This window comes from Petrimonas mucosa (assembly GCF_900095795.1).
Classification (GTDB): Bacteria; Bacteroidota; Bacteroidia; order Bacteroidales; family Dysgonomonadaceae; genus Petrimonas; species Petrimonas mucosa.
Genome location: NZ_LT608328.1, coordinates 1,956,925 through 1,975,084, shown reverse-complemented (window position 1 = coordinate 1,975,084; position 18,160 = coordinate 1,956,925). Strand labels below are relative to the sequence as shown.

Genomic DNA, 18,160 nt, shown 5'->3' with positions numbered 1-18,160 from the left:
AAATACTTTACCTGACATATGCAACTTTTATTTGAGACTTTTAGGTATACTTTTTCACTAGTGTCCCATTAAAATTAGGACGTTATTAATAATCAAATAAACCTGGTCCATTAGGTCCAAATCGTTCTTTGTCATTTTGAAATTTAGTTTTGTCAAAAAGGTCTCTAAGATGAGTTTTATCAGTCAATGAGATGCTTAATATCTGAAGAATCTCGTACGTGCTCCTGTCAAGTTTCATATCGTGTTGAACGATTGCCACAAGGCAGTAGGCGCATATTGCAGTATAGATTTGAATTCGGACTGCGTTCTCAGTTGTACCCCAGAACTTCTTGATTTTAAGATGCTGCTTCAGCCATTTGAAGAAAAGTTCTATTTGCCATCTATTTTTGTAAAGTTCGGCAACTAGATGTGAAGAGATGTGCATTGCATTTGTCAGGAATACAAATTCACGTTTCTGCTCTTCATCCCAATATCTTACCAGGCGAAGAGGCTCAGGGTAGTATTGCTTTGGATAAAAACCCGTTAACTCAATTGTTCCATCCGAAAGCACGTTCTTTGGCAACCTTCGCTTCCATTTGATGGTCTTGTACTGCAGGTTCTTCTTTGCACGAACAACGAAGTAAGCTCCAATCTGGTGAATCCTGTACAACATCTTAAAGTTGTTGTAGGCACGGTCAAATATGTAATAAGATCCGGGCTCATAAGGAATTTCCTTCATCGCTTTTGAATCGTGTACTGCGGCATCGGTGATGTGAAAGAATGCAGGTATCTGTGTTTCCAGATCATACAGGGTGTGTACTTTGATACCACCTTTAGTCCTGCGGAACTTTGCCCACCAGAAAACAGCCAGACACAAATCAATGGTTGTTGAATCAAAAGCGAATACGCTTCCATCGAGTTTGAAGATGTCTATAACACGCTTCTTCCTTGCCTCGTTTACAAGGTGATAGGCATATTCTTCAAAGATGAGATAGTCCCTGTCTTGATTGGCTCTAGCCAGGGATGATCTTGAAACACTTCTGCCCATTCCTAAATGATAGCATTTGGAATTATGAGCCTCAAGAGCGATAATCAAATCTCTCAGACTTTCCCGATTAGACAATTGCCCAAACATCAATGCGAGGAGCTGATTCCAACAAGTGAGATGCTTCACATATTTGTCGCCATCATACTTTCGAACGATGTAATTGAATTTTTTCCTATCTAAGAAAGCGACCAGCTGAGAGAACACGAATTTATCTTTATGCATTTGCAACCCTTCATTAGGATCGCAAAGATGAGAATTCAAATCCGTTTAATCGGAAATTGTCTTCAACTAACTAAATTTCAAATATTTCAAAGAACTATTTTAGATTTTAATGGGACAGCAATGATTTATCGTTAATAATTTTAAAATAGATTTTTGAGATGCTAGGACAAACTTTAATGAGAATAGACGTTTTGCATATAAAGATATTAGGGTTATTTACTTCATGAAAAATCATTTCAAACTCTTGCTATTGATAGGAATCTTCGTCACGTTTACCTGTTGCACCGCTGGTAATAACAGCAAGAACGGCGGCACCGAGGAGGTGAAGTGGAAGAAGATCAAGGATATTGTGATCTATGAGGATCCACAGTTTTACTCCTCGTTTCCGTCTGTTGTGAAGAACGGGAAAAACGATTTTATAGTCGCCTTTCGTCGTGCTCCGGACCGAAGAATATTCAGTGAATATGGAAACAACCATGTAGATCCTAACAGTTACCTGGTGATGGTACGTTCTAAAGATGGCGAAAACTGGAGCAAAGAGCCGCAACTCATCTATTCGCATCCTTTTGGCGGTTCACAGGATCCCTGTCTGTTGAGACTGAGTGACGGCACCCTACTCTGCACCAGCTACACATGGGCCTTCTTAAGGCCCGACGGGGTTGAGAACCTGAAACAACCCGTCTTTAACATCGGAGGAGGAGTCATCTTCCTGGGGGGATACCTGGTGCGCTCAACTGATGGAGGAAAGAGGTGGGGAGAGCCAATCTATCCGCCTCACGTGGAAGATGAGATTTATCTGAGCGCCTTGGGAGAACCGCTTCCCGCATACAATAGAGGGGCATTGTGCGAGGGGAAAAATGGCCGCATCTATTGGGTTGTTGCCGTGAATGACTCCATACCGGTAAAGAAGACATCCAATCACCTGCTTGTATCGGATGACAAGGGACTCACCTGGAGCTACTCGGGACTGGTGGCAAGCGACGACAATGCCTCCTTTAACGAGGCTTCCATCTATGAAACCCCAAAAGGTGATCTGGTGGCATTTCTAAGAACGGCCAATATGGATGATCAGGCTTGTATTGCCCGATCCAAAGATGGTGGAAAGACGTTCAGATGGGAGAAGATGGGCTTTCAGGGTCATCCCCTTAATGCACTCCGGCTTCCGGATGAGAGGGTATTGCTCACTTACGGCTATCGTCACAAACCATACGGGATACGGGCCAGAATACTTAACGCCGAATGTACCGACTATGCCACCGCACCGGAGATGATTTTGCGGGAGGATGGCGGAAATAGTGATATTGGATACACATGGCCTGTGCTGCTCGATGAAAAGAGGGTTCTGATTGTCTATTACTTCAACAAAGAGAACGGAACCCGGCATATTGCCGGAACGATATTGGGAAGATGAGCAATTTACAACCATATGGCTGGAACGAGGGACTGTTTCACCAAAAGCAACAGTCAACCTATAAAGAGTTTGCACACGTACGGGTGACAGTCACCCACAAGACATGTTGCCTAGCGGTCTTTATGAGAGTTAACTGAAACTCCGTCGCGAAGCGGGACACTATACTGCAACCGCTCAAGAGAAACGGAACAGGGAGAAGTCACAATCGAAATTATTAAAGACGTATCAAGATAAATACGATATACGATAAACGATAACAAGTCCGGACAATGACTAAATTTAAGCATATCCTGGAGAGTCACTACAAATCGGAAATGATCTCCTATTTGAACAGTCATCCCGAGGATTTTGAGGAAGCAATTGAACTGGCTATTGCGGACAGACAACCCTATTCATGGAGAGCTGCATGGGTATTGAGGGGTTGCATGGAAAGGAACGACAGGCGGATCAAGGAGCACCTGGACAGGATAATTGATGCCATACCAGCCAAACGGGATGGTCATGCGAGGGAGTTGTTGATAATTGTTCAGCAAATGGAGCTGGAAGAGGATCAGGAGGGTAAAGTGTTTGACATCTGCATGAATATCTGGGAAAAGATAGGCTGCCAGCCCTCTGTCCGCTACAACGCGTTTAAGCTGATGTGCGAAATCGCAAAGAGACATCCCGATCTGACAAATGAGATAACATTCCTGACGGAATCGATCTATACCGATTCCTTATCCCCCGGAGTAAAGCGGGGTGTCATGAGAATTGCAAACAGTCAGATGTAACGGGAAAAACTGTAATCACCTGGATGTTTCCGTATGGATCGGCATGCTAGCGCCGGTTGGAGGAGACAGTTTTTGCTGCTTTCGGCCTCTTTCCATCTGCCACATTGATGGTGTACTTCCCAATGGCTACATATTGATAACGCACTTCGATCACCTTCTTTCCGGAAGTTGAGAACTGATATCCTCCGCTGCTCTGGGAGCCGGCACCTCATTTGGGGAGGGCTACATTGAAGGAGGAAATCCATCTGACAGTTCTGTTTTTCAGTTAACTCCTTCCGAAAACAGGCTGGTTTTGAATTGTAGAAATATACAAGCTCAATAAAAGAAAAAGATGAATAGAAAACTGATCATTTCACTTTTTGGGGTAATGTTTCTATCCACGTACGGATGTGATGGTGATGTAACAACAAATGGAAAAGTTGAACTCTATCTGATTCAAAGTTATACAACAGTTGATAATTCATACCAAATAGTTGAATCAAGCGTAGTTACGGCAGAGATTCCGCTGATCGAATATGATGATATTCTATCGTACGACTCAAAAGAATGCATTTTTGAATTATCGGACAGGGCAATCAATTCCATCAAGGCACTTGAGACATCAGTATATGGGTTGGCATTTGCAATAAAAGCAAATGATACATTGGTTTATACCGGATATTTTTGGCCTAGCTACTCTTCTGTCAGTTGTGACTGGGTTGTGGTCGATCCCAATATGACCGGTATTGGCAATACGATGCAAGTGAGTCTGGGTTATCCTGGGTTAATTCAAGGAAAGATTATTCAGGATAAGAGGAATGATAAAAGAATAGTTCAAATATTAAGAGAGGATAGAAAACTTAAATAATTGCAGTTTGGGGAATAAAAAAACCACCAGCAATGTGGTGGTTTATAGTGCGCAGGATGAGACTCGAACTCACACGCCGGAACCGGCACTACCCCCTCAAAGTAGCGTGTATACCAATTTCACCACCTGCGCAAGTATGGTGAAGTGCCCAGAACAGGACTCGAACCTGCACGTCGTAACCGACACTAGTCCCTGAAACTAGCGCGTCTACCAATTCCGCCATCTGGGCATGTTTCACTACCTGTAGAAGCTGCACGGCCACTGCCGCACCTTTGTTTATTTTTTGTGGGTGCAAAGTTAACGCTTTTTTGATCTCCTGCAAACATTTTCGAGGTTTTATTTACTGAAAAAAATGGTTTAGATTCACATTCAGATCAAAAAAGCGCCAACTTCAATTTTTAGAAGTCAAAATCCGATGCCGTAACGGTCAGTTTTTGCCCTGTACCGGTATGGCAGTTCTCCACGGTGAAGACCGTATCGAATGCCGGGACGGAAAAGGAGATGGTTTTTCCGGCTGGGAAGATATAGAGTTTTTTACCGCCAGTTGCCTGATAGGTGATGTCGGAGATATTGGTCACTTCAACCAGTTTCTCGTTGATGACCCGGATTTTCAGGGAGGCTTTCAGCAATCCTTTCAGGTGTTCCGGTTTGCCTGCCAGCTCACCGTTGAAGAATGCCATCGTCCGTTTGGCAAAGAGCGCCTCTTTTATGCTTGCCTCACTCCGTTCTTTGGCCAGAACAAGTGTCATGGGGCGCATCTGGTTTTCCCTGCCGTAGTTGTTACTGATGGGATCATGGCTATCTGTATTGGCCATGAATGCGAGGTTATGTTCCATGGCCCAGTCGAAACATGCCGGATAATACTCCATGTGGTTGAATACCTCCAAACCATGTATCTTTCCTGCCTTGATCAGCTCTTCGTGAACTGGGTAGAAGGTCGATTTGTCATCGGGCCATCCGGGATGATTCCACATGATAAAGGCACCTTGCCGTACAGCTTCGTCGATAGCCTTCAGGGGATCTTCCACATCCATCGGCATGACGTCATTGATAAAGAGAGCGTTCAAATGTCCCAACGGTTTGCTACGGGTAATCTCTGTCCCTTTGATGACAATGAATCCGCTGGCATCAGCCGCCTTCTTTGCAATCTTGTACGATTCGTTCAGGTCGGCCTTGATGATCTCCTTATGCGGAAGATACTCGATGTGATCGGTAATGGCTACTGCATCCAGACCCTCCTGCCAGGCTTCCATTACCCGGGTGTCGGGCCAGACCTTCCCGTCAGAAAAAACAGTGTGAGTGTGGAAATCGCACTTCAGGACCTTGTAACCATCCACGTTGGGAATACGGATCTCTCTACGTACACGCGACTGCTCCATCTCGGTCACCTCGTACACGTCATTGTTGCGAAGCTGTGCCTGAAGAGACAGTACACAACTTAACATCAGAAGAAGGGAAATTTTTTTCATGTCGGTTGATTTTTAACTTGTTCAATATAATGGTTTATCTTAAATCTATAATCAACAATAGTATCGATTTTATCGGAAAACAAAGTTACAATACTTTTTGAGCCGTACAAGTGGGAAGTGGCGAATTAGTGGCAGGGGTACAAAAAAACACTGCAAGGTTCATCTCCTGCAGTGTTTACGTTGAGCGGAAAACGAGACTCGAACTCGCGACCCTAACCTTGGCAAGGTTATGCTCTACCAACTGAGCTATTTCCGCAATATATACTATCTCACTTTCGGCAAAACTTTCCGGAATCTCTATTCCTTATCCTTGCCAAGGTTAGAAGTCTCTATACCTCTGGGGCAAGGTTATGCTCTACCAACTGAGCTATTTCCGCAATATATACTATCTCAAAAAACCACCGGCCACGCTTGCCGTTATTTTTGCAGATCCGGTATCCAGAACCGAAATCCGAGTGCAAAGATAAGTCGTTTTTTTGAAATATGGAAATTTTATTCATCAAAATTTTATCGATTCTGCAATTTTTGTGAGGAATTTTTCGTCTGTCTCATCAAAATGGTCGAGAAGTTCACTATCCACATCCAGTACTGCCGCTACATTTCCCTGGTGAAAGATTGGCACCACGATCTCCGACCTGGAGAGGGAGCTGCAGGCAATATGACCCGGGAACTTGTCAACATCGGGCACAACAATCCTCTTTTGCTCTTTCCAGGCTGTTCCGCAGACCCCTTTCCCATACCGGATGCGTGTGCAGGCGATAGGACCCTGAAAAGGACCGAGCACCAGCTGCTCTCCCTTGACGATATAGAATCCGACCCAGAAGAAGCCGAAAACCTCCTTCAAGGCGGCGGCAATGTTTGCCATATTAGCTATCACATCGGTTTCAGACTCCACCAACGATTCCAATTGCGGAATCAATGCCTCGTATCTCTCTCTTTTTGAAACTCCTTTTGGAATAACGATCTCTTCAGCCATTTTCTTTTCAATTAAAAATCGCACTGCCGATCCACGGCAATGCGATTAAATACGTTTTTAGACGATTACGAAATTAATTTGCCTGCTCCTGCGCCTCTTTCACCATCTTGGCATTCGGAAGAATGAAGATCTCCACACGACGGTTCTGGGCTCTACCTGCAGCAGTGCTGTTATCGGCAACCGGCTGGGTTGAACCGAACCCTTGCGAGATCATCCGACTTCCATCTATACCTTTAGACAACAGATAGTTATATACTGATTCCGCACGGCGTTCAGAAAGTGGATTGTTGATCGCATCGCTACCGGTACTGTCGGTATGTCCGTAGATCTTGACATCGGTATCGGGATTGTTCAACAGTGAAGTGGCAAACTTGTCCAGGGAAGCACGGGATACGCTATTGAGGGTGCTTGAGTTGGTTGCGAAAAGGATTCCAGATTCGAAAGTAACCTTGATGGCTTCACCTTCGTTGATCTTCTCCACCTGTGCCCCTTCGATCTGCGCAAGTTCAGCAGCCTGCTTATCCATCTTCTTTCCGATAATGGCACCAGCAGTTCCACCGAGGATAGCACCGATTCCGGCACCCCAGGCAGCACCCTTGCCGCCGCCGGCAATTGCACCTACACCGGCACCTACAGCCGCTCCTGCACCTGCACCGATACCGGAACCCTTAACCGTGTTGCTTGCACCGCAACCGGACAATACCAAAGCACCCCCCAAAACAAGGATGCCAAATAATTTAGAAAATTGCTTCATAGTTAATAATTTTAGGAAGTATAGTTAAATGTTAAAAATCAGTCAAACAGATTTAACGTGTCGCAATATGCCAATTCTCCAGCAACGATAGCCTCGATCTGTTCATCCGTGAACTCCCTGATCTTGTCTTTGCGGGCATTCTCAATAACATAGTCCAACAGTTCGTCTTCATCAATCTCGATGTCCTTGTCGTCATCTTCGTCCAGGAAACCCTTCTCTTCGTAAAACTCATATACCAGATCGACAATGTAGTTGATTTCGTCGTCCGAAAACTCGTTTTGCATCTCTTCGGGCAAACTCTTCCGTATAAATTTCACGGATTCGTCCTCATCGTACTCAAGAATAGCTTTGTCTTTGCTCATATAGTAAGAATTTGATGTTTACTTCTCCACTTTTACCATAAAACAACTGTCAAAAAAATAAGTTCAACAACTCGTTGCGATTTTGGTGAAATGTTGTTCTGTGACCCCGATGGGGAGTTCCATAAGGAAAACAGCCCGAACGAAACAATTCTTCCGGGCTGTTTTCTGTCGTTGAAATTATTGAAAAAAGTAAGTATTCGTTTATCTGCGGTAATTACGCTTTGCCGCCTCCTTAGCTCTTTCACGGGCCTGCTTCTCCTGCATCTTCTGGGCTTCGGCCAGTCGCGCCATGAAACCGGACTGTTTTTTCGGTTTCCGTTTGTTTGCCTCCAGCTGGGCAAGCAACTTCTCTTCGTTCAACAACTGTTTGAACAGGAGGGTGAACCCGATAGTGAACAGGGTGGAGAGGAAATAGTAGTAGTTAAGCCCTGCAGGGTATGAGTTCAGGAAAAAGAACATCATGACCGACATGAGGATCGGCATCGACTTCATGCCCGGCATCTGGGCCTGGCCAGTATCGGTTGCAGCCATATTGTACTTGGTATAGAAGACGTTTACTATCGTCATCAACAAGCAGAACAGGCTGATGTGATTACCGAGGAATTTCGAGATCAGCGGTATGTTGGCGTCCCAGTGTATGAGGGAGTCGAACGTGGAAAGGTCGCTCGCCCACAAAAAGCTCTGGTGGCGCAATTCGATTGCCGACGGGAAGAAGAAGAAGAAAGCCAGCAAAATCGGCATCTGGAGCAACATCGGAAAACAGCCGCTCATCGGGCTGGCTCCTGCCTTGCTATAGAGATCCATGGTGGCCTGTTGACGCTTAAGCATCATCTCTTTGTCCTGACCTGGATACTTCTCTTCGATCTCCTTGATCTGTGGACGCAGCACGCGCATCTTGGCAGACGATTTGAACGATTTGTAGGTGAGCGGAAGGATGATCAGCTTGATGATGAGCGTCATGATAAATATGATGAGTCCCATCCCCCAGTTAAACTTGAGGAAGTAATTGAATACCGGGATGGTGAAGTATTTGTTGATCCAGCTCAACCAGCGGTATCCCAGGTCCACCAGCTCCTCCAGATAGAGTTTCTGGCTGCTGTCGCTTATCTCCTTGTCGTAGCTCTTCAGCGTGTAGAAGTGGTTTGGACCGAAATAGTAGTTGAACGATGCTGTCAGTTCATCCCTTTGTGGATCGACAGTCACCGGCACCCAGGTCTCGGCCTTGTAGCTCTTGATATATTCGCCGGTAACGTGCGGTTGCGACGAAAGGATGGTGTTGCTGAAGGGCTTTTCGGCGATGATCACCGTACTGAAGAACTGATCCTTGAAGGCAAACCACTTGATCGGTTCGGTAAGCTCTTTCCTGTCGTTTTTGCTGTCGCTCATCTTCTGGGCATCCTGCCCCACATATCTGTAGTTGAGCCGTGCAAAACGGTTCTCGAACTGACGTCCATTCTCCTGTTGACGGATCTTCTGCTCCCAGTTGATACGGAGGTTGGTCAGGCTTTCCGAATGGAGACTGGCCTTCATGCCGACAACCCGGATATCGAAATCGAGCATGAATTCATTCTCGGGAAGTGTATAGACCAGGTCGACATGACGCTCCGGGGAACTGCCCAGTCGCATCACCACACTCTTGCCATCTGCTGTAACGATCGGAGTAAAGAGCTGATCCTCGGTGGAAAGACGGACGCTGTTGCGATTGAAAAGTTCCAGATTGAAGCGGGCTTCGTCGCCTTCGAAAAGGATGAGACTGTCGCCATTGTATCTTTTCTCACCCTTGAGCTGTACGGAGTGGATTCTGCCACCCAATGTGCTTAAGGTCACTCTTAGCTTCTCATTTTCCAGAGTGACAAGCTCCTCCCCTGTTGGCTGTATCACGTCGAGCGAATCGGGTGAAGCGGTCACTGAATCGCTGGCGAGCACCTGTCCGACAGCAAAAAAATCAGCGACACTGTTTTGTTGTTTGATCTCGGAACTCTCTCCCGAACCGCCGTTAGCCGATCGTTCCGCCTCCAGCGCTGCTTTCTGCCGTTCGACCTGCTGAAGTGAGTCGCGCATCCGCTGCTGTTGGGCCAGCTGCTCCTGGGTGGGACGGTTCAAAAAGGTAAACGCAACAATAATTGCGCCAATCAGTAAAAAGCCAATAACAGTATTTTTGTCCATGCTTTGCACAATAAAAGAGAGCGAACAGAATCACTCCCACAATTACCTAAAAATTATTTGTTATGGAAAAAACGACATCTTCGCAAAGCAGCCCGGCCAGAATTCATCCATCTCCGAATTCGATTGCCGCTGAAAGATGCCCTGGTTCAGCAAACTCATTTTTCCGAAGTTACAAAGGTACAAAAAAAAGTAAAACGAAGAGTCTATCCGCTCTTTTTTAGCAAATAAACCATTTGTTATTCACCCGGCCTGTTTGATATCGATTTAAAATTATATTTGTCATTTTGATAATAGTTTTGTAGTTTTGCGCCTGAAACAAATAAGCACTATAATTCCATGAATCCAGTTACCGAGAAAATTAAGGCGGTATGTGCCGGCAAAAACATTACGGCAGAAGATCTTGCGTCGAACGCCGGTCTCACTGTGGCGCAGATTGAATTGATCTTTAACAGTGAAAAGATTCCGTCATTGTCATCGCTTATCAAGATTTCAAGGGCGCTGGGTGTGAGACTGGGGACATTCCTCGACGACAACGAGGCGCTTGGCCCAGTAGTCAACCGGAGTCCCAAGCCATCAACGCCGGTCACCTTTACCAGCCACCTCACCCGCGACAATTCCCACATCGATTTCTTTTCGCTGGCGGCAAGCAAGTCCGGAAGACATATGGAGCCGTTTTTCATCGAGATCAAACCTTCCGGTTCATCTCCCATGAGCACCTCCTCGCACGAGGGTGAAGAGTTCCTCTATGTCCTGCAGGGAGCAATAACCGTGCAATACGGTATGGATAGATATGTTTTGAACAGTGGTGAAAGCATTTACTACGACTCGGTTGTGGAACATCTGGTAACCTCTGCAAACGATGAACCGGCACAGGTGCTTGCCGTAGTATATACCCCAAATTGATCAGTCATCCCATGCAACTTTTTGATAGAACTTTGAGCGATTGGCTCGAATATTGGGCCGAAAAAACACCTGATAGAGAACATATTGTATACTCCGATCGAAATCTTCGCTTTACCTGGAAAACATTCAACGAACGGGTAGACAACATGGCAAACGGGCTGTTGTCGATAGGTGTTACACAAGGCACACATGTCGGCATCTGGGCACAAAATGTTCCCGATTGGCTCACCCTGCTCTATGCCACCGCTAAAATCGGTGCTGTAGCGGTCACGGTCAACACCAACTACAAAAGCGAGGAGCTGGCTTTCGTGCTGAAAAATGCCGATATGCACACCCTCTGCCTGACCGAGGGAATTCCCGGCAGCGACTATATCGACATGATATATGAGCTCCTGCCGGAATTGAGGAGCACACAGCGGGGAAAGCTCAAGAGCAGCCGGTTTCCCGAGATGAGAAACGTGGTCTATATCGGACAGGAGAAGTACCGGGGGATGTACAACACGGCCGAACTGCTGCTGGCAGGCTCGAGCCGTCCGAAGGATCAATTGATGGCACTCCGGCAGCAGACCGGCTGCCACGATGTTGTCAACATGCAGTATACGTCGGGTACGACAGGCTTTCCGAAAGGGGTGATGCTGAGTCACCACAACATCACCAACAACGGCTATTTAACCGGGGTTCACATGAAGTTTACACAAGAGGACAAGTGTTGTGTCTGCGTTCCGCTGTTTCACTGTTTCGGGATCGTGCTGGCAACCATGTGCTGCCTCACCCACGGGAGCACCCTGGTGATGGTGGAGCGGTTCGATCCGTTACTGGTGCTTGCCTCGATCCACAAGGAGCGGTGTACCGTCCTCCATGGCGTGCCGACCATGTTTATCGCCGAACTGAATCACCCCATGTTCCCCATGTTCGACATGAGTTCATTGCGGACCGGGATTATGGCGGGCGCACTTTGTCCCGTTGAGCTGATGAAGCAGGTGAATGAAAAGATGTTTATGGATGTCACCAGCGTCTACGGGCTGACCGAGACTTCGCCGGGAATGACGCAGACACGTATCGAAGATCCGTTCAACGTCCGTTGTACAACTGTAGGAGGTGCCTATGAGTTTACCGAAGTCAAGGTGCTCGACCCGGTCACCGGCAAGGAGTGTCCCGTTGGTGTTGAAGGTGAAATGTGTTGCCGCGGCTACAACGTGATGAAAGGGTATTACAAAAACCCGGAAGCCACCGCCCAGGTGATCGATGCCGAGGGCTTCCTCCACTCGGGCGACCTGGGGATGAAGGACGAAAACGGCAACTTCCGCATCACGGGGCGGATAAAGGATATGATTATCCGGGGTGGCGAGAACATCTCACCGAAAGAGGTGGAAGATTTTCTCTACAAGATCCCGGAGATCAAGGATGTCCAGGTGGTGGCGGTAGCCTCGCCCAAGTACGGTGAGGAGGTGGGAGCCTTTATTATCCTCAAGGAGGGCAAAGAGCTGACCCGGGAGGATGTACGTGATTTCTGCAGAGATCACATAGCCAGGTACAAGATTCCGAAATATGTTTTCTTTGTGGATCAGTTCCCGATGACAGGAAGCGGCAAGATCCAAAAGTACAGGTTACGGCAAATGGCTCTGGAGATATGTAAGGCGGAAGGTATCGAGATAATCTGACAACCTCCTATTCACCGATGATCTCTTCCAATCTCTTTTGCTTCTCCCCATCCCAGTATTTGCAATCCAACTCAAAGAAAGTTGAAGTGTAGGGTAATGCCAGTCTGGTCTTTATAACAACTACCTGATATTTATTACTTGTGCTGTCGAGCTTGTCGATCAGATCCTCATGCTTGGTGAATATTATATTTGCAGTGGGGATAACGCGTTGATGTTCCTTGCGAAAATTTTCGATTCCCGGACAGAGCGATTCGTTCAGGTCTGAGAGCTCCCGATCTAGATAGACATGTGCATAGAGATGCGGTGAGCTATCAATTAAATCACTGACATGCGATAGTACCTCCATATAGGGTTCCTCGGCAAATAGAGTTGTAATTCCATTTCGGACCTGTAGAGGATAAGCCATGTCGGTGACGACAATCCAGTTTCTATGTCCCAAGAGCGCCATGCTTTGCTCCAATTGTTCTTGCCATGTTGTTGTATTCCCCGGGTTGACTTTCACGCGATCACATCCGGTTACCAGCGCAAGAACGACTATCAGCAGTAAAGAATTCAGTTTGACCATATTTTAAAAATTGTATTAGACATTTATCTCCTTCTCCAATTGCAAACTTCTTCAGGCGGACCTCTTTTGCTCTGCCGATCAAGATTTTATCCAGCGACAAAGCATCTTTCAGCAGCTCTATCGTGACATCGTCGGCAGCAACTTCAAAAATTCCCCAGGAGTAACAGTACTGTATTTTTTCCCCGGAATGTTCATGGTCTCCCAATCACGCAGCTCTCCCCCTCCACCAAGAGAAACAGTGCCTGTTCCAATCCCGTCCAAAGACAACGCGATTTGATAATGATTGTTGTCCAGTAAAACTGGTCTTCTCCCTGCCCCTCTCCTAAAGCAGGTATGTCGCAGCAGATAGGTACCCAGTCGCTCCTCAAAAACAATGAGTTTGTTTCGAATGCTGGATTCAATTATCTTTTCAAGCATATCCGTACTTTTGTATGGTGATGTTAAGGTACTTCTCTTACATAGATACAAATGTAAGAAATATTACTACTGATGATTATTCTCATCGATCAATTTTCTTTATGCATGTTAATGGTGGTATTTTGCAATCCCGGATGCATATAGTAGAAGGCGGCAATCTTAATGTAAATGGCCGAGCCGGTTAAAGCAGTGTTGGCTTAACGTCTTAGCGGCTTGCAGATTGCGACTGGATCAGCTCTCTCGCCTTTTCGATAATGGTATCTTTCCCTTTAGATTTGTCACTGTCGGTCATGGATACTTGCACATCGGGGTCGATGCCGAACTCGATGTGCTGTTTGTTGGCGTCATACATGGGAGATGCAGAAAAACGGACCGACCAGCCATTGGGTAATTCCGACGAGAAAGGCAACCCGCTTCCACCGCCGGTCTTATCGCCCACAATCGTAGCGTTGGGGGCATGTTTCATGGCGTTTACAAAATCATTGGTGGCACTGTAACAACTTCTGTTGGTCAGCACCATCACCGGTTTCTGATACCTGATCTTGTCGTGGCTGTTTATATACTTGGGATAAAAATCGGAAAAGTCGTTATGTCCCTTGCCGATCTTGTGAGAGATGTACCCAACCAGCGTCTTCTCGTTGAAAAATCGCGAAGCGATCCGCTCCACGTTCGTCAAACTTCCCCCTCCATTATTGCGCACATCGATGATGATGCCCTTGCAGATCGACATCTGGCTAAGTATCTGCGACATGTTTCCATCACCCACATCATTGGAGAAGCTGCCGTAATAGATGTAACCGACATTGTCTTCCAGGATTTTGTAGAACATTCCTCCTGCAATGGAGTAGTCGCGTCCGAGGTATTTTTTCTGAATATCCGCATCGAAATTGGAGGGGTAATCCTCGCTCCAGTTCCAGTAGCGCGACATGTCGTGCGAAGCTATCAGGTTTACATGTCCATCTTTCAGCTCCGAAAGCATCTCGCTCATCAGCTCGAAAAGGGCGTAATTTCCCATATCGCTTTTCACCCTTGCGCCATACTTCCGGTACACCGCATCCCAGTCGATCTGCTTATACTCAAAAAAACAGTAGTTTTCGTCGATAATCTTCCAAAGCGCATCGAAGTTACTCCGCGGATCATTATCGAAACGCATGTTGTCACATCCCGCATTAAAGGCAAGAAGGAGGGATACGATAAACAGCTGTTTTATTTTTCTGGCAATCATTGCGCTAAGGTAATAACATTTTTTTAAAGTCGTCAAAGGAATGACGGTAATAATTGAGGTCGATAATCTCTTCAACACCGGCAATTTTTCCTTTATGCGAAAATTGCCAGATTACCCAGTTCTTATAATCGCTTCCCGGTTCATTGTCCAGATCACAAATCCACAACGGATTATCCCTGAAGTTGTCTTTGATATACATCCGGTAACACTCCTTGTTGGTATAGATTACCGGACGTTTGCCATAATGCTTGAAGAGGGCATTTTCGAGGATCCTGAGCTCCCTTATCATTTTACTGTAAGACTCCTTGTCGTTACAGGGGCGGTTGAAGGGGGAGTGTTCCACGTCAATGGCCGGAATCATATCTCCCGATTCCGATGTGGAGTGCCTTATAAAGTGGGATGCCTGTTTCTGGCCATCCCGGCCGAAGGTGTAAAAATGGTAGGAGCCTACCCTCAATCCGGCCTCCCGGGCCAGACGGTAATTCTTTTTATACTCCCGGTCATTATGGCTAGTTCCTTCGGTAGATTTGAGATAGACAAATGTGATGTTCTCCTTCCGGAGCTGGGACCAGTTGATGTAGGAGTTGTGGTGCGAAACATCCACACCGCGCACTAGATACTTTTTAGAAAATAGGGGATGGTCGAAGGAGTGGATGATCTCTTCCGATGAACTGCTGAAAAAGCGATAAATGATGGTGGAGAAAAGGAGAACCAAAACAAAGGCAGTACCCCTGATTACCCGTTGTCCTTTTTTACTCAACTTCAGCCGTTTTCTCCGGTTGCTTCCTCTCCTTCTCCTTTTCGCCATCTCTTCACACACTCAACAGACCCTTTATCAGCAAGGGATCTTGTTGACTCTTCTCTCATGCCTTCCCCCTTCAAAAGGTGTATTGAGGAAAGCAACCAAAATTTCGTAAATCTCCTGCTCGGTCAACATTCTTCCGGGCAAGGCCAGCACGTTGGCATCGTTATGGGCACGGGCCAGCGTGGCTATCTCTCTGTTCCAGCAGAGTGCAGAACGGATATTACGATGTTTGTTCATTGCCATATTTATACCGTTTCCCGATCCGCAGATAGCGATTCCGGGATAACACTCCCCATTCTCCACAGCAATGGCCAGCGGGTGGGCGAAATCGGCATAATCTGAACTCTCCTCCGAATAGGCTCCAAAATCCTTGAAAGGAATTCCCTTTTCAGTCAACAACCTTATTACAACCTGCTTGGCTGCATAACCGGCATGATCGGAGGCCAATCCGATGGGTTTCTCAGTATTATCAAATAGTGACATCTTGTTCGAAGTATTGAAATTCAGGTTCAAGATCCTGAGACAGAACCTTGAACCCGAAAATTTTAGCAATCAGCACAATTTCTTTACCTGCTCATATACGTTTTTGCCCGTATAACCAAGCTTTTCGTCCAGCACCTTATAGGGAGCCGAGTAACCGAAGGAGTTCAATCCCCATACCTTGCCGTCGGCACCTACCAGTCCTTCCAAAGTTACGGGAAGTCCGGCTGTCAGACCGAATTTCGGCTTGCCCTTCGGTAAAACCGATTCCTGGTATTCAACAGATTGGCTGCGGAACAACCCTTCGGACGGTACAGATACGATCCGCGATTTGATACCGTCGGCTTTCAGCAGTTCTGCCCCCTCCACGAGCGTGGAGACTTCAGATCCGGATGCAAGCAGAATCACGTCGTAGTTCTCCTCATCCTGCACCACGTAGGCTCCTTTTTCCGACTGCAAAGCTGCCTCATAACGCGAACCTGTCGCCGGTAGATCCTTGATGTTCTGTCTCGACAGGATCAGGCCGGTAGGAGTATCTCCGTTCTCCATTGCCATCTTCCATGCAACCGTGGTTTCATGCACATCTGCGGGACGCAGGACAAGCATCGAATTTTTTCCGTGGTGGTTCTGCAGTTTCTCCAACAGTCGGATCTGTGCTTCCTGTTCAACGGGTTGATGCGTAGGACCATCCTCGCCGACGCGGAAAGCGTCGTGTGTCCAGATGAAGATGACAGGTGTTCCCATCAGGGCGGCTACACGTATCGCCGGCTTCATGTAGTCTGAAAAAGCAAAGAAGGTTCCGCAGGCAGGAATTACTCCCCCATGCAGACTCATCCCGATGCACATGGCAGCCAGGGTGAACTCGGCTACCCCAGCCTGGAAGAAGGCGCCGGAGAAGTCGTTCTTCACGAAAGCCTTGGTATGTTTCAGGAATCCATCCGTTTTATCGGAGTTGGACAGGTCGGCCGAAGCAACGATCATGTTTTCTACTTTCTGGGCCAGGACACTCAGTACGGCTGCCGATGCCGCACGTGTAGCGTTATCGGGTTTCTGTACGATTGATGCCCAATCGATCTCAGGCAATTCCCTTGCAAACCATTTCCGCTTCTTTTCGGCCAGTTCCGGGTTATTTTTAGCCCATTCATCATGTTTTGCCTTCTTGGCGGCAACGATAGCCTTGAGCTCTTCTCTTCGTTTGGCATACAGTTCCGCAACCTCGGGGAAGATAACAAACGGATCTTCCGGATCTCCTCCCAGATTCTTTACGGTTTGTGCAAAATCTGCACCTGCGGCGCTCAAGGGCTGGCCATGGGTAGAGATCTGATGTTCGAACGATGTCAAGTCTGCCTTCACGGCACCACGTCCCATTACGGTATTTCCGATGATCAGTGTAGGACGCTCCTTCTCTGCCTTGGCTTCGTTCAGTGCTCTCCGGATCTCATCCACATTATTTCCATCGATGGTGATCACTTTCCAGTTCCACGCCTCATACTTTTTGGCCACATCTTCACTGGTTACCGCATTGGTAGTAGTGGAGAGCTGGATGTTGTTGGAGTCGTAGAACATGATCAGATTATCCAGTCCGAGGTGACCAGCAATCCGGCCCACTCCCTGCGATATCTCTTCCTGGATACCTCCATCCGTGATATATGCGTATATGGTGTGATCGATAACATCGCCGAGGCGTGCTTTCAGAAATTTAGCAGCCACTGCGGCTCCGGCGCCATAGGCATGTCCCTGTCCGAGGGGGCCTGAGGTGTTTTCTATTCCACGTTCAACATCCCGTTCCGGGTGACCCGGTGTGGGGCTGCCCCATTGACGGAATGCCTTGATCTCATCAATCGAGAACTTGCCTGCCAGGCTCAAGACCGAATAGAACATAGGCGACATGTGTCCCGCATCGAGAAAGAAACGGTCACGTCCTTCCCAGCTGGGATTATCGGGATCATACTCCAGAAATTCGCTGTAAAGAACGTTGATAAAATCGGCACCACCCATGGGGCCTCCAGGATGTCCCGATTTTGCTTTTTCTACCATAGCTGCCGACAATATACGGATATTATCGGCCGCTTTCTTCATTAGTGCATTATCATTCATAAG

The 18,160-nt window shown here is 47.0% G+C and carries 16 protein-coding genes, 3 tRNA genes and 1 pseudogene; 5 read left to right on the top strand and 15 right to left on the bottom strand.

The features are described 5' to 3' along the window. Positions 1–85 precede the first annotated feature (85 nt). Positions 86–1,249 (bottom strand): IS4 family transposase, encoded by a 1,164-nt coding sequence (locus ING2E5A_RS07930; protein WP_071136941.1) that lies wholly within the window; start codon positions 1,247–1,249, stop codon positions 86–88. 223 nt (positions 1,250–1,472) lie between these two features. Here ING2E5A_RS07930 and ING2E5A_RS07925 point away from each other — a divergent pair, with 223 nt between their 5' ends. The 3 genes from ING2E5A_RS07925 (at position 1,473) to ING2E5A_RS07915 (ending at position 4,277) form a co-directional block, all read left to right on the top strand. Next, a complete protein-coding gene (locus tag ING2E5A_RS07925) occupies positions 1,473–2,660 on the top strand; it encodes a sialidase family protein (RefSeq protein ID WP_083373256.1) in 1,188 nt (395 codons plus the stop codon). Between the two features lie 269 nt (positions 2,661–2,929). Continuing rightward, the gene (locus tag ING2E5A_RS07920) at positions 2,930–3,430 is read left to right on the top strand and encodes a hypothetical protein (RefSeq protein WP_154670060.1); all 501 of its coding nucleotides are present in this window, start codon (positions 2,930–2,932) and stop codon (positions 3,428–3,430) included. A 331-nt stretch (positions 3,431–3,761) separates the two neighbouring features. Further along, positions 3,762–4,277 (top strand): hypothetical protein, encoded by a 516-nt coding sequence (locus ING2E5A_RS07915; protein WP_071136939.1) that lies wholly within the window; start codon positions 3,762–3,764, stop codon positions 4,275–4,277. Between the two features lie 48 nt (positions 4,278–4,325). Here ING2E5A_RS07915 and ING2E5A_RS07910 read toward each other — a convergent pair. The 8 genes from ING2E5A_RS07910 to yidC all read right to left on the bottom strand — a co-directional run bounded on the left by ING2E5A_RS07910 (position 4,326) and on the right by yidC (position 10,004). After that, positions 4,326–4,409: transfer RNA gene (locus ING2E5A_RS07910), tRNA-Leu, on the bottom strand. A 13-nt stretch (positions 4,410–4,422) separates the two neighbouring features. Further along, positions 4,423–4,506: transfer RNA gene (locus ING2E5A_RS07905), tRNA-Leu, on the bottom strand. A gap of 169 nt (positions 4,507–4,675) precedes the next feature. Continuing rightward, positions 4,676–5,746, bottom strand: coding sequence for a PHP domain-containing protein (locus ING2E5A_RS07900; RefSeq protein WP_092034155.1), 1,071 nt, complete (start codon positions 5,744–5,746; stop codon positions 4,676–4,678). 183 nt (positions 5,747–5,929) lie between these two features. Continuing rightward, positions 5,930–6,002 (bottom strand) — tRNA-Gly (locus tag ING2E5A_RS07895). A gap of 243 nt (positions 6,003–6,245) precedes the next feature. Next, the gene (locus ING2E5A_RS07890) at positions 6,246–6,722 is read right to left on the bottom strand and encodes a GAF domain-containing protein (RefSeq protein ID WP_071136938.1); all 477 of its coding nucleotides are present in this window, start codon (positions 6,720–6,722) and stop codon (positions 6,246–6,248) included. 73 nt (positions 6,723–6,795) lie between these two features. After that, the gene (locus ING2E5A_RS07885; protein ID WP_071136937.1) at positions 6,796–7,476 is read right to left on the bottom strand and encodes an OmpA family protein; all 681 of its coding nucleotides are present in this window, start codon (positions 7,474–7,476) and stop codon (positions 6,796–6,798) included. Positions 7,477–7,514: 38 nt separating this feature from the next. After that, positions 7,515–7,838 (bottom strand): hypothetical protein, encoded by a 324-nt coding sequence (locus ING2E5A_RS07880; RefSeq protein ID WP_071136936.1) that lies wholly within the window; start codon positions 7,836–7,838, stop codon positions 7,515–7,517. 201 nt (positions 7,839–8,039) lie between these two features. Then, positions 8,040–10,004: a membrane protein insertase YidC gene (gene yidC / locus ING2E5A_RS07875; RefSeq protein ID WP_071136935.1), complete on the bottom strand. Its 1,965-nt coding sequence runs from the start codon at positions 10,002–10,004 to the stop codon at positions 8,040–8,042. Between the two features lie 336 nt (positions 10,005–10,340). Between yidC and ING2E5A_RS07870 the strand changes: the two genes are divergently transcribed. Then, positions 10,341–10,907 carry a helix-turn-helix domain-containing protein gene (locus tag ING2E5A_RS07870; protein ID WP_071136934.1) on the top strand — a complete coding sequence of 189 codons (567 nt, stop codon included), beginning with the start codon at positions 10,341–10,343 and terminating at the stop codon, positions 10,905–10,907. Between the two features lie 11 nt (positions 10,908–10,918). Beyond that, positions 10,919–12,568 carry an AMP-binding protein gene (locus ING2E5A_RS07865; RefSeq protein WP_071136933.1) on the top strand — a complete coding sequence of 550 codons (1,650 nt, stop codon included), beginning with the start codon at positions 10,919–10,921 and terminating at the stop codon, positions 12,566–12,568. Between the two features lie 7 nt (positions 12,569–12,575). On the opposite strand, the gene ING2E5A_RS07860 is transcribed toward ING2E5A_RS07865, so the two are convergent. From ING2E5A_RS07860 to ING2E5A_RS07840, 6 genes and pseudogenes are all read right to left on the bottom strand, one after another. Beyond that, positions 12,576–13,133: a hypothetical protein gene (locus ING2E5A_RS07860; protein ID WP_071136932.1), complete on the bottom strand. Its 558-nt coding sequence runs from the start codon at positions 13,131–13,133 to the stop codon at positions 12,576–12,578. Positions 13,134–13,286: 153 nt separating this feature from the next. Continuing rightward, positions 13,287–13,478, bottom strand: a pseudogene (locus tag ING2E5A_RS15915) (hypothetical protein); the annotation flags it as partial. Positions 13,479–13,755: 277 nt separating this feature from the next. Further along, entirely contained in the window at positions 13,756–14,775 is a 1,020-nt protein-coding gene (locus tag ING2E5A_RS07855) for a S41 family peptidase (protein ID WP_071136931.1), read from the bottom strand. Positions 14,776–14,779: 4 nt separating this feature from the next. Beyond that, the gene (locus ING2E5A_RS07850) at positions 14,780–15,583 is read right to left on the bottom strand and encodes a glycoside hydrolase family 25 protein (RefSeq protein WP_231960358.1); all 804 of its coding nucleotides are present in this window, start codon (positions 15,581–15,583) and stop codon (positions 14,780–14,782) included. Positions 15,584–15,610: 27 nt separating this feature from the next. Then, a complete protein-coding gene (locus tag ING2E5A_RS07845; RefSeq protein ID WP_071138268.1) occupies positions 15,611–16,063 on the bottom strand; it encodes an RpiB/LacA/LacB family sugar-phosphate isomerase in 453 nt (150 codons plus the stop codon). A 69-nt stretch (positions 16,064–16,132) separates the two neighbouring features. Then, on the bottom strand, positions 16,133–18,157 hold the full coding sequence (locus ING2E5A_RS07840) for a transketolase family protein (protein WP_071136929.1): 2,025 nt from the start codon (positions 18,155–18,157) through the stop codon (positions 16,133–16,135). Between the last annotated feature and the right edge of the window lie 3 nt (positions 18,158–18,160).